The 11,759-nt window shown below is 63.7% G+C and carries 10 protein-coding genes; 7 read left to right on the top strand and 3 right to left on the bottom strand.

Annotated elements, in window-relative coordinates; genetic code table 11:
- The first annotated feature begins 124 nt into the window (after window positions 1-124).
- Window positions 125-940, top strand: coding sequence for a DUF559 domain-containing protein (locus LDN70_RS05420; protein ID WP_223941976.1), 816 nt, complete (start codon window positions 125-127; stop codon window positions 938-940).
- An 83-nt stretch (window positions 941-1,023) separates the two neighbouring features.
- On the opposite strand, the gene LDN70_RS05415 is transcribed toward LDN70_RS05420, so the two are convergent.
- A complete protein-coding gene (locus LDN70_RS05415) occupies window positions 1,024-1,599 on the bottom strand; it encodes a helix-turn-helix domain-containing protein (RefSeq protein ID WP_024819844.1) in 576 nt (191 codons plus the stop codon).
- 266 nt (window positions 1,600-1,865) lie between these two features.
- On the opposite strand from LDN70_RS05415, the gene LDN70_RS05410 reads away from it, so the two are divergent.
- Together LDN70_RS05410 and LDN70_RS05405 are read left to right on the top strand one after the other, a co-directional pair.
- Window positions 1,866-3,383: a sodium:solute symporter family protein gene (locus LDN70_RS05410; protein WP_187697267.1), complete on the top strand. Its 1,518-nt coding sequence runs from the start codon at window positions 1,866-1,868 to the stop codon at window positions 3,381-3,383.
- Between the two features lie 192 nt (window positions 3,384-3,575).
- Window positions 3,576-3,806 carry a hypothetical protein gene (locus LDN70_RS05405; RefSeq protein WP_223941975.1) on the top strand — a complete coding sequence of 77 codons (231 nt, stop codon included), beginning with the start codon at window positions 3,576-3,578 and terminating at the stop codon, window positions 3,804-3,806.
- Here the strand turns inward: LDN70_RS05405 and LDN70_RS05400 are convergent.
- On the bottom strand, window positions 3,803-3,994 hold the full coding sequence (locus LDN70_RS05400; protein ID WP_142940054.1) for a hypothetical protein: 192 nt from the start codon (window positions 3,992-3,994) through the stop codon (window positions 3,803-3,805). The two genes, LDN70_RS05405 and LDN70_RS05400, sit on opposite strands and share 4 nt — an antisense overlap.
- 226 nt (window positions 3,995-4,220) lie before the next feature.
- Here LDN70_RS05400 and LDN70_RS05395 point away from each other — a divergent pair, with 226 nt between their 5' ends.
- From LDN70_RS05395 to LDN70_RS05385, 3 genes are all read left to right on the top strand, one after another.
- The gene (locus LDN70_RS05395) at window positions 4,221-5,378 is read left to right on the top strand and encodes a VIT1/CCC1 transporter family protein (RefSeq protein ID WP_223942602.1); all 1,158 of its coding nucleotides are present in this window, start codon (window positions 4,221-4,223) and stop codon (window positions 5,376-5,378) included.
- A gap of 143 nt (window positions 5,379-5,521) precedes the next feature.
- Entirely contained in the window at window positions 5,522-6,358 is an 837-nt protein-coding gene (locus LDN70_RS05390; protein ID WP_223942601.1) for a matrixin family metalloprotease, read from the top strand.
- A 66-nt stretch (window positions 6,359-6,424) separates the two neighbouring features.
- Window positions 6,425-7,426, top strand: coding sequence for a matrixin family metalloprotease (locus tag LDN70_RS05385; RefSeq protein ID WP_142940055.1), 1,002 nt, complete (start codon window positions 6,425-6,427; stop codon window positions 7,424-7,426).
- Between the two features lie 4 nt (window positions 7,427-7,430).
- Here LDN70_RS05385 and LDN70_RS05380 read toward each other — a convergent pair whose 3' ends face one another.
- The gene (locus LDN70_RS05380) at window positions 7,431-8,564 is read right to left on the bottom strand and encodes an LOG family protein (RefSeq protein WP_223941974.1); all 1,134 of its coding nucleotides are present in this window, start codon (window positions 8,562-8,564) and stop codon (window positions 7,431-7,433) included.
- Window positions 8,565-8,755: 191 nt separating this feature from the next.
- Here LDN70_RS05380 and LDN70_RS05375 point away from each other — a divergent pair, with 191 nt between their 5' ends.
- On the top strand, window positions 8,756-11,674 hold the full coding sequence (locus tag LDN70_RS05375) for a chitobiase/beta-hexosaminidase C-terminal domain-containing protein (protein ID WP_223941973.1): 2,919 nt from the start codon (window positions 8,756-8,758) through the stop codon (window positions 11,672-11,674).
- Window positions 11,675-11,759 lie beyond the last annotated feature (85 nt).

Raw genomic sequence — 11,759 nt, 5'->3', positions numbered from 1 at the left:
CTCCCCGGTTGGTCCCCTCGCAGGCCGCGCTCCTCCCCGGTTGGTCCCCTCGCAGGCCGCGCTCCTCCCCGGTTGGTCCCCTCGCAGGCTGCGCTCCTCCCCGGTTGGTCCCCTCGCAGGCGGCGTGGCTCGGACCGGCCAGCTCCTGGCAGCCGGCTATTCCCGCAAGGACATCGCGCGCCTCCCGGGCCAGGGGGCGAAACAACCACGGCGTGGCATCTCCATGCTTGCGGAGCACAGACCCGAGTTGGCAACTGCCCTCCGCTACAACTCCTATGTCTCCTGCGCCAGCGCTGCACAACACTACGGATTGTGGATACGCAAAGCACCTGACCTCCACCATCTGGCATGCAATCACGGTCACGGCACCGGGTTCGTCAGGCACAGAACCATGAGATTCGAACCCCATCCCAGCCTCCCGATTGCCGCAGTGGAGGATGTGGTCCTTCACGCCATGGCTTGCCTGGAGCCGCCCGCTTCAACGGCAATGGCCGTCTCGGCAATTCGTTTGCACGGTGTACCGCTGGACCTACTGAAGGAACAACTTCGTGGGGACAGGTCGCGGCCCGTCCTCAACGCGCTCAAGGATTTCAACCTGCGCGCAGAGTCCATTGTTGAGGTCGATGCCCAGCACTTGCTCCGCACACACGGAATTGCCTTCGACGCCCAGGTGGCAATACCTGGCGTCGGGCGCGTCGACCTCGTTATCGAAGAATTCCTCATCATTGAAGTGGACGGCTTCGCGTTTCACTCCGACAGAAAGGCCCTTCGCAACGATCTGGCACGGAACAACGCCTCCACCATCAACGGGTATTTGGTCCTGAGGTACCCGCCGGAAGTCATCTGGTTCGAGCCGGAGCGGGTTATTGCGGAGATCCGGGCGGTTCTCACGCTGCGTCGGGATGCTCCTGCCCAGTTGGTAGGCAGCCTCCTACTCTGAGCGCCGGGATTACGGGGTTCAGCCCACTCCCCCGGCGCCAAAACTGGAGCTAACTGGGAGGGAGCGCAGCACGGAGAGTGAAGCTAGCGGCTCGCCGCCGGCACCAGGACCCACAGCACCTCAACGGTCTCGTCCGTGGGGTTGATCCAAGTGTGGGGTTCCCGGCCCGGGAAGGAGAGAGTGTCCCCTTCTTCGAGGTCGTACTCCTCGTTGGTGAGGATGAGCTTGATCCGTCCCTTGACCACGTGCAGGACATCGACGTCGCAGTCCACGGCGTAGAGCTCGTTTTCGCCGCGGCCACGTGGCTCGATGGTTGCCTGCAGGATCTGTAAGCGACGCTCGGAGCGGGCGGTCAATAAACGCTCCACGATGCCCTGGCCGCCCAGGGAAATGCGGGGGCCGTCGTCGCGCTTGGTCAGGTGTGTCTCCGGAGCTGCGAAGAGGTCGCCCACGGAGACGGACAGCACTTGGCACAGAGTGACCAGCGAGGCAACCGACGGCGATGTCAGGTCCCGCTCCACCCGGCTGAGGAAGCCCTTGGTCAGACCGGTAGCGTCCGCCACTTGCTCGATGGTGAGGCGCTGCGCTTGCCGGGCTGCGCGGATTCTGGAACCGATGGCAACGGGAACATTGCTCGGTTCAACGGGTAGAGCCTTCATTCACGAACCTTTCAGGCCTGTCATGTGGCCCTGTCATTGGAGCAATAGTAGCCGGGAGACAGGCCAAGAACGCCAGAATACGCGGAAGCATGACCAAAGGATCTTGACTGTTACTCCCATCACAACATATCCTCAGAGGCAACAAGTGTTGCCTGTGAGGCACACAACACCTCCCCAATCTCCAATCATCAGCACAGAGACTTCGACTCTTCGCAGGAGTATCGTCGAAAACCCCAACCTCAGTGCATCAGCTCCAAGGACCGTTCATGGAATCATCGGCTATAAACATCGCAATCGTGGTGGTGTACCTGCTCGCCATGCTGGCATTCGGCTGGTGGGGCAAGTCCCGCACCAAGAACAACAGCGACTTCCTGGTGGCAGGCCGCCGCCTGGGCCCCTTCCTTTACACCGGCACCATGGCCGCAGTGGTCCTCGGTGGCGCATCCACCGTGGGCGGCGTCGGCCTGGGCTACAAGTTCGGCATCTCCGGCATGTGGCTTGTTGTGGCCATCGGCTCGGGTGTGCTGCTGCTCAGCCTCCTGTTCGCCGGGACCATCCAGAAACTCAAGATCTACACGGTCTCCCAGATGCTGACCCTCCGTTACGGCAGCACCGCAACCCAGACCTCGGGCATCGTCATGCTGGCCTACACACTGATGCTGTGTGCCACGTCCACCGGCGCCTACGCCACCATTTTCGTGGTCCTCTTCGGCTGGGAGCGTTGGCTGGCCATCGCCATCGGCGGCGCAATTGTCCTGGTCTACTCCACCATCGGCGGCATGTGGTCCATCACTTTGGCAGACCAGGTCCAGTTCGTCATCAAGACGGTGGGCATCTTCTTCCTGATGCTCCCCTTCGCCCTGAACGCTGCTGGCGGCCTGGACGGCATCCGCGCCCGCGTCGATGAGAGCTTCTTCGATATCGGCGGCATCGGCCTCCAAACGATCATCACCTACTTCGTCGTTTACACACTGGGCCTGCTGATCGGCCAGGACATCTGGCAGCGCGTCTTTACGGCCAAGACCCCCACGGTTGCCCGCTGGGGTGGGGCCACCGCCGGCATCTACTGCATCCTTTACGGCTTTGCCGGTGCCCTGATCGGCATGGCTGCCAGCGTTGCCCTCTCCGGTGTGGAGATCGCCGCCAAGGATGACGTCTACGCTGAAGTTGCCACCCGCCTGCTGCCCATCGGCATTGGTGGCTTGGTGCTCGCTGCAGCTGTCGCAGCCATGATGTCCACGGCTTCCGGCGCGCTGATCGCTGCCGCCACCGTTGCCCGCGCAGACGTCATGCCTTTTGTTGCCAGCTGGTTCGGCAAGAAGGTGGACACCTCCGATTCCGACAACCCTGAGCACGACGTCAAGGCCAACCGCTACTGGGTCCTCGGACTGGGAATCGTGGCCATCATCATCGCCATCTCCACCAAGGACGTAGTGGCCGCTCTGACCATCGCCTACGACATCCTTGTGGGCGGCCTGCTGGTAGCCATCATCGGTGGCCTGGTGTGGAAGCGCGGAACGGGCATCGCTGCAGCATGGTCCATGGCGGCCGGTTCAGTGGTAACCCTGGGCACCATGATCATCCTCGAGATCAACGCCGAAGTTCCCCTGGACGGCATCTACGCCAACGAGCCCATCTACTATGGCCTGATCGCCTCGGCACTGGTCTATGTGGTGGTTTCGCTCGCCAGCAAGCCCACCGATCCGGCAGTCATGAAGGCTTGGACCGACCGCGTTGCGGGCACACGCGTGGCAGAGGAAGAGGTCACCACGCCCGCCTCGTAGGCAGGTACAAAGAAACAAGCAAAGTTCGACGGCGGCGCCTCCCCTTTCCGGGGCGGCGTCGCCGTTGTTGCGTCCCGGAGGAGGCGTTGCGTGGCCCGCTCTGCACGATAAGGCGCGAACAAAGGGCGCAGAACGGGCCGCGCAACGAAGACACCAGAAACCCCGGCGAAAACGGCCACACCCACGGTCCCGGTGATTCCCGCCGTCGACCTCTTCACAGGCATGGTGACCATCACGACACGGGACCGGACCGGGCGCTTCAGGCATCCCCAGCCGCAGTTGATCGCGCAGGCGTTGGCCCAAGCCATCCGCCCAACGCGCTGGTGTGAGGCGTCAAGGACGGTGACGGTGACTGTTGCCGCCGTCGGGAAGCGGGCAGGCCTCCAACGTCACTTCACGCTGAGCTGCGACCACCCGGCCTAGAGTTCCTCGTCCTCCTCGCGGAATTCTTCGGTTTCGTCGATGGGGACCACGCGTTCGTCGTCCTCGGGGGCGTCTACTTCCTCAACCCAGGGCTGGTCCACTTCCTGGTCTTCGGCGTAGTCGTAGGCCGGGTCGGACTCGATGGTTGCCCGTTCCGGGTGGTTGGCGTGTGATTCGGTGGTGTTCATGGTGCAACCTCCGTCTCGTGGGCCGGTTGGCCGGTGTCCTTCCATCTGAGCACCGGCGCAAACAAGGGTCAAGGAGCGGAAGGAAATTACGGTGCACCGAACATTCCAGTTAAGGAATACCGGCCAAAAATCCGCGCGGATAAGCGGTAGTGTGGGGCGTGCAAAGGGGCGCAACTACCCCACCCAGCACAGGAGACAAGTGCCAAGCACAGGAGACGTAGTGCAGATGCACCAGGAATCCCACAGTTCGTCGAGCCCCGCTCCGGACCCCACCCCCGACTCAGCAGCCCCCGAATCAGCAGCCGCGCTTCCGTCGAACGCGGACATCCGCCGGTGGCGCCAGTACCTGGCCGATGAGCGTGCCGAAGCCGCCGTGTACCGCGAACTTGCCCAGCGGCGTGACGGCGAGGAGCGCCAAATCCTGCTCGCCCTGGCCGAAGCTGAAGGCCGCCACGAAGCCCACTGGCTCAAGCTCCTTGGCGAGCACGCCGGAATGCCCAAGGCAGCGTCCGCCCGGAGCCAGTTCCTGGGATTCCTTGCCCGCAATTTCGGCTCGGTCTTTGTGCTGGCGTTGGCCCAACGCGCCGAGGGCCGTTCCCCCTACGGCACCGAGCCTGCAGCAACGCCTGCCATGGTTGCCGATGAACAAATCCACGAGGAAGTTGTCCGGGGCCTGGCCACGCGCGGACGCAACAGGCTCTCCGGAACCTTCCGCGCCGCAGTCTTTGGCGCCAATGACGGACTGGTCAGCAACCTCTCGTTGGTGATGGGCATGGCAGCAACCGGTGTACCCAGCCCTGTAGTCCTGATGAGTGGCGTGGCAGGCTTGTTGGCCGGTGCGCTGTCCATGGGCGCGGGCGAATACGTCTCGGTCCGCTCGCAGCGCGAACTCCTTAACGCCACGCTTCCCACGCAGGCAACGCTGACTGCCGCGCCTTCGTTGGATATTGAGCACAACGAACTGGTCCTGGTGTACCTTGCCAGGGGCATGACCCGTGAAGCTGCGGAGCACCGAGCGGCCGAACGTATGGGTTTGTTCAGCTGCGACTGCGATCCGAGCCTGTCCTTGCAACCGGAAAAACCGCCGGCGGACGAGCACGAGTCCGTAGGCTCCGCATGGGGCGCGGCATTGTCCAGCTTCTGCTTCTTCGCCTCAGGTGCAATAGTGCCCATCCTGCCCTTCATCTTCGGCATGACGGGCCTTGCAGCCTTGATGGTGGCCGGGGTCCTGGTGGGCATCGCGCTCCTGGCCACGGGCGCCGTCGTCGGCTTGCTGTCCGGAACCTCGCCGCTGAGCCGCGGGCTGCGTCAGCTGGCCATCGGCCTGGGAGCCGCAGCTGCAACCTATGGGCTGGGCCTGGTGTTCGGGGCAACCATCATCTAAGTTTGGACGGCTCGGCCCGCAGAACGTAATGTTGGTTCGTCCTCCGCGCTGCCCCGCGTGATCCAGGGCATCATGAACGGAGAACCGTGGACCCGGAGCGGGAAGCAACACGTGCGCCAAAACACCGACGCAGTTCAACAGCTGTGCGGGTTCTCCACGGTGTCCTCATGGCCGGAATCGCCGCAATCGTCGCTGTTCTGGTGAGTGGATATCTGCAGGGTGATCCCCGCATCACCGCACTGTTCCCGGGTGTCAGCGTTCCGGGTGCCCCACAAAAGGGACCGGGCGTTGCAGAACCGGGGCGTGCCCCTGACGCGCCACCGCCGGGGCTTGAGGAGGCGGATGCCCCGCTGGCCTCCCCGTCGGCCCCCGGCACCACCAACGACTCGTACAAGTTCCTGGCCACCAACGACGACGGCACACCCGTAGGTTATTCGCCGTGCCGCCCGCTTCATTACGTTGTGAACAACGCCACCGCGCCTGTTGGCTCCGATGCCCTGCTGGCCACTGCCCTGGCCAATATTTCTGCGGCGTCGGGCATTCAGTTCATTGACGACGGCACCACGGATGAGTTGCCCGTGGACCGGCGCGAGCCCTACCAGCCGTCCAAATACGGTGACCGGTGGGCTCCCTTGCTGATCTCGTGGACCACCCCGGTGGAGGCCCCGGCGCTGGCGGATAACGTCATCGGGACCGGAGGCAGCACCATGTACTCCCTCAATAAGGGCCCCAAAAGTTACATCACGGGGAGCTTGGAGCTGGACACACCGCAGGTCACGGAACTGCTTGCCAGCCCCGGCGGGGCCGACTACGTCCTGGCAGTCATGCAGCACGAACTGGGCCACGTGATGGGCCTGGATCACGTGGATGATCCCATCCAACTCATGTATCCGGAGATCGGGGCTCCCGACGGACTCGCGGCGGGAGACCTGAACGGCCTGCATCTTCTTGCCTCGGCGCCTTGCCGCAAGGACATCTGAGCGGCTTCGCGCTTCAAGCATTCGCGGCGTTGACTCCCGCCATGGACTCCCGGCGGAGTGGGACTTATGCTGGCCACTACGGTCGACGGCGGCGCCCCACCTCCCGTCGCGGCCTCCACGTCAGGGGGTTCCATGGAACCTTACGGGTCGCCCCAGTGGCCGGACCCCGATCCCCCTCGCCCGAAATACCTCCCGCACTCCCAGCGCCCGCCGGACCCTCCGCAGATCAGGCCGCCCATCAAGCACAGCAGCATCGCGGCCATCATGTTCCTCATCAGCGTCCTGGCGCTGGTGTGCGCGGGAGCCTACTTCAGCGGCGAACTCCGTCAGTTCCTGTATGGCCCGTCCGCAACGCAAAGCCAGGCTCCCCGGCCCGGATTGGTTCCTTTTGGCCAACGCCAGGACCCCGTCCCGGGACTCGAAGAAGCGGACGCGCCGCTGGGGACACCAGCCCCGCTCAACCGCACCAGTTCCTCATATAAGTTCCTGGCCGTCAAAGAAGACGGAACCCCGCTGGCCTATTCGCCGTGCAGGCCTATCCACTACGTGGTCAACTCGGACCTCGCGCCGGCCTCGTGGCAGCCTTTGGTGGTGGAGGCAGTGGAACAGGCCAGTTCAGCTACGGGACTGAGGTTCGTCTATGACGGCCCCAGTTCCGAAGTTCCCTCCCCCACCAGGTCCGGATACCAGCCGGAAAGGTACGGCGACCGCTGGGCACCGGTACTCATTGCGTGGACCACCCCGGAGCAGGTGCCACGCCTGACCGGGCAGACTGTGGGGCTTGGCGGAAGTTCTTCCATTGGCCTCAGCGATGGCTACAAGGCGTATGTCACCGGGACGGTGTCCTTGGATGCTCCCCAGTTCGCTGAGATCGTGAACGCTCCCAACGGAGAGGAGATCGGCGTCGCTGTGATCATGCACGAGCTCGGTCATCTCCTGGGCCTGGACCACGTGGACGATCCCCGGCAGCTCATGTTCGATCAAGCTTCCTGGGTGCGCGGGTACGCTGCCGGCGACCTCACCGGCTTGGCCCAGCTGGGCAGGGGACCTTGCAGCAAGGATTTCTGAGGTCCTACGGGGCAAGCACCGCCAAGGCCTCCTCCACCGTGTCCACCAGGAAGATCTTCTCCGCCATCGGTTTCCCGGCCGCGAGGCTCTGCACCATGGGCCAGGCGGGAAATGTCCGTTCCCAGTGTTCGCGTCCCACCAGCACCATGGGCGTGATGGTCTCAGGGGCTCCATAGTAGTTCTCGCACGCGTCCTGGAAGATCTCCTGTACCGTTCCGGCCGCGCCCGGCAGGAACACAATGCCGCCGTCGCAGAGCTCCAACAGGATGGCCTCGCGGATAGCGTTGGCGAAGTACTTGGCGATGTGGGTGGAGAAAAGATTGGGCGGCTCGTGGCCGTAGAACCATGTGGGAATACCGAGCGTTGGTGTACCGTCCGGATAGCGTTCGACGACGGCGGCTGCTTGCCGCGCCCAAGCCGTCACCGAGGGCCTGAATCCCGGCACCGCAGCGAGGGCCTCAAGCGCGGCGGTGAAGTCGGCGTCGGAGACTCTGCTCAAGTAAGCCCCAAGGTTGGCCGCTTCCATGGCGCCGGGGCCACCGCCCGTAGCTACGGTAAAGCCGGCTTGGGCCAGCAACCGTCCCAGGTGCGCGGCGTCGGCGAATTCCTTGGTCCCCCGCTGTGCCGCGTGACCGCCCATGACGCCCACCACCCTGGTGCCGGAGAGCGCGCCGTGCTCCAGCAACTCGTCCAAGGCATCGCCGATTGCGTGATCGTGCAGGGCTGCGGCGAGGGTGGCGTCCAGGCTGCCTCGTCGCCCGGGCAGGATGCTCCATTGGTAAATGCGGGCGTCCAGGGTGGACTCGTATTCCGTGGAGGAAATGTCCGCGTACAGTTCCCCGGCTGTGTAGACCCCGCTTCGGTAAGGGTTGAACGGCACATTGTGAAGCTTGGGAAAAATGAGCGCTCCCCGCCGTCGGAGGCTTTCCTCCACCCCGTCATCAAAGGTGCAGCCCAGGAAGATCGCACCTTCAGGGTCCAAGGCTTTGAGGTCCCGTGCGTGGCCTCGCAGGTCCAGCGACTGAGCGTGCCAGCCGTGCATGGACCCGGCTCCTGCACTGACCAGGTGGCTGAAGTGGGCCACACTTTCGACGTCCAGTGTGCGGGGACTCGGGTTCAAGGATCCGGAGCGATTCATGGTTTCAGCGTAGTGCTGGCATGGAAGTTTGCCGGAACCCTACCCACGGCCCATCAGCGGGAGTACAGTAGCGCTCACTGCATCGTTTTCACGCGGGGAACCCGTGGGGCGGTGAATAACTCAATCCGACATGGCGTCCTGGGGGCGTCGTAAGTTTGCCGGCTGGGGGGCCCAACATCTGCTCAAGGAGCATGGTTGTGGACCGTCCAAAATACGTTCGTCGTCATACTCGACTACCACTCGTCAGCACCCGTACCTTTGCCCGGCGAATCCTTGGATTCCTGCTGGGCCTTTCTGTTGCCCTTTCCTCCCTGGTGTTCGGACTGGCTATGCCCGCCTCGGCGGCAGTACCGCCCTGTCCGGGTACAGGCGGTGCCCACATGATCGTGGCGCACACCGACGATGACCTGATCTTCATCAGCCCGGACTTCATGCGGGACATCCAAGCCAAACGCTGCGTCCAGACCGTCTACATCACAGCGGGGGAAGCCGGTGAAGGGCAGTCCTATTGGGGTGGCCTGGAGGACGGCATCCGGTCGAGTTATGCCCTGATGGCCGGGGTAGCCAACGCCTGGACGGCTTCTGACGCCGGTGTTCCTGAGCGGCCACTGACCGTTCACACGCTCAATGCCGCCCCGAATATTTCAGTGGTTTTCCTGCGGCTTCCGGATGGCTTCCCCAATGGCAATGGCAGCAGCCGTTACAACGGCCAGAGCATCCTCAAACTGTGGGACGGCCGCATCTCCACCATCCGCCCCGTTGATGGATCTGCCACGTACACAAAAGCCCAACTCCAGAGCGTGTTGAACCGGCTCGTGGCCAACTACAAGCCCACCACGTTTCGGACCCAGGACTGGACCGGCAACTTCACCACCCCGTATGACCACAGCGACCATTGGGCTGCGGCCAAGTTCGGTCAGCTGGCCACCCGCGCCTACACGGGACCACATACTTCCTCCGCCTACGACGCGTACGTGATTGACGAGTACGCACAGAACGTCACAGGGGCCGAATTGACCAGCAAGGTCAACACTTTCAGGCGCTTCGCTGAGTTTGATGAGTACCTCTGCGGTGCCGTTTGCCCGGACACCCCTTACAGCGACTGGCTCAAGCGGCAGTACATCACGTCGATCGAGTGGACCGGAAACGCAGCAAAATCGGCGGGAACCACGGTGTCAGCGTCCTCCCAAAAGGCCTCCGCACAAAGTCCGGAGAAGGCGCGGGATGGATATGCCTGGGGCACTCCCATGGATGCCAACCGCGAGTGGGTCACCAACGGGGGCAAGGCTGGTAGCTGGATCCAGTACAACTTCTCCCCTGCCCGGACCATCAACGCAGTGACACTCTTTGACCGTCCATTGCCCAGCGACCACGTCACCGGCGGCAATCTCACATTTTCTGACGGCACCACCGTCCCGGTTGCGGCCCTGCCCAACAACGGCTCAGGATTGACTACCAACTTTCCTGCCAGGACCGTCAGCTCCGTACGCTTCAACATCAGCTCCGTCAGCGGTACCACCACCAACGTGGGCCTGGCCGAATTCGAAGCGCATATCACCGCCGATGTTGTTGCCCCCGTGGTCACAGCCACACCGGCAGGCGGCACGTACGACGTCGGACAGAAGGTCACGCTTGCCGTGAACGAGCCGGCCACCATCTACTACACCGTGGACGGGTCCACACCCACCACGGCCAGCAGCAGATACGCCACCCCCCTCACGGTGAACGGGCCGCTGACCCTGAAGTACTTCGCTGTAGACACCGCGAACAACCCATCCGCAGTGGTCACCCAGGTCTATTCCACAGGCCCTGACGTCACCAAGCCCGTGGTCACGGCCAACCCTGCCGGCGGCGCGTACGCTCCCGGCACCACCATCACCCTCACGGTCAATGAAGCGAATTCGGTCATCAAATACACCAAAGACGGTACCGACCCCTTGGTCGCCGGCGTGGTGTACTCGGCACCGATCACCTTCGACGGCCCGGGCCCGATGACACTGAAGTACTCCGCCACGGATCCTGCCGGAAACGTCTCCGACGTCGTCACCCAGACGTACACGGTGCCGCCGGACACCACAGCCCCCGTGGTCACAGCCAACCCCACCAGCCGGGCACTGGCCAGCGGGGCAACCATCACCCTGACCGCAAATGAGCCGGGGGCTGCCATCTACTACACCACCGATGGCAGCACACCCACTGCGGTGGAATCGGCAACGAACATCAAATACTCGGCCCCGATTCTCATGGGCACCTCAACCCTGAACCTGAAGTACATCGGGGTGGACACTGCCGGTAACGCCTCAGCCGTGGGCAACCAGACGTACACCGTGCCCGCAGCCGGACCGCCGTCGGCCCATGACTTCAACGGTGACGGCAAAGCCGATGTCCTAGCCTCCGATACCGCTGGAAATCTGTACTTGTACCCCGGTGACGGTGCGGGCGGGCTATCGGGACGCCAGGCGGCCCTGGCGGCACCGGCGTGGTCCACCGTCAACGAAACCATCACCCCCGGCGACTTCAACAGGGACGGCAAGAATGACCTCCTGGCCCGCGCCGGAGACGTCGTGTGGTTCTACCCGGGCAACGGTGCCGGCAGTTTCGGAGCCCGGGTACAGGTCAGCACCGGCTGGAGCACCATGAGCCAGCTGTTCTCTCCCGGCGACTTCAGCGGCGACGGTATTCCGGACTTCATTGGGCGGCTGAGCTCCGGGGAGCTGCGGCTCTACGAAGGCAACGGAACCGGCGGCCAGCGGACTCCCACCACCATTGGATCCGGGTGGAATGTGATGAATGCAATTCTGAGCACGGGGGACTTTAATGGAGATGGAAAGGCAGATGTGCTGGCGCGCCGTTCGGACACGGGTGCACTCTGGCTCTACCCCGGAAACGGAACCCGCGGATGGCTCCAGTGGAAGCAAATCTCAACGGGTTGGGACAACCGAACATCGATAGCCGGGCCCCGCGACCTCAACGGCGATGGCAGCAATGACGTCGTAGGCCGCATCGGCGACACCCTGTGGCTGTACCCGGGCACAGGCAGTGGAGCGTTCAGCACTGTGCCGCCCATCAGCCTCGGCACCGGTTGGCAGGCCATGAAGATCATCGCCTAGCCAGCCCCCACGGACCTGGCGCGGGTCGGAGTTTTCCCCCAGACTCTTCGGCTCGCGTCAGCTACTTAGAGCACGACGACGTCCC

It is taken from the genome of Arthrobacter sp. StoSoilB22, assembly GCF_019977315.1.
In the GTDB taxonomy this organism is placed as follows: Bacteria; Actinomycetota; Actinomycetes; order Actinomycetales; family Micrococcaceae; genus Arthrobacter.
This window is presented reverse-complemented; position numbering and strand designations above follow the sequence as displayed.

What these genes read in the sequence shown, in the direction of transcription:
- LDN70_RS05415 (WP_024819844.1), bottom strand. Translation starts at nt 1,599, where the DNA reads ATGAAGGCTCTACCCGTTGAACCGAGCAATGTTCCCGTTGCCATCGGT.
- LDN70_RS05410 (WP_187697267.1), top strand. Translation starts at nt 1,866, where the DNA reads ATGGAATCATCGGCTATAAACATCGCAATCGTGGTGGTGTACCTGCTC.
- LDN70_RS05400 (WP_142940054.1), bottom strand. Translation starts at nt 3,994, where the DNA reads ATGAACACCACCGAATCACACGCCAACCACCCGGAACGGGCAACCATC.
- LDN70_RS05395 (WP_223942602.1), top strand. Translation starts at nt 4,221, where the DNA reads ATGCACCAGGAATCCCACAGTTCGTCGAGCCCCGCTCCGGACCCCACC.
- LDN70_RS05385 (WP_142940055.1), top strand. Translation starts at nt 6,425, where the DNA reads ATGCTGGCCACTACGGTCGACGGCGGCGCCCCACCTCCCGTCGCGGCC.
- LDN70_RS05380 (WP_223941974.1), bottom strand. Translation starts at nt 8,564, where the DNA reads ATGAATCGCTCCGGATCCTTGAACCCGAGTCCCCGCACACTGGACGTC.
- LDN70_RS05375 (WP_223941973.1), top strand. Translation starts at nt 8,756, where the DNA reads ATGGTTGTGGACCGTCCAAAATACGTTCGTCGTCATACTCGACTACCA.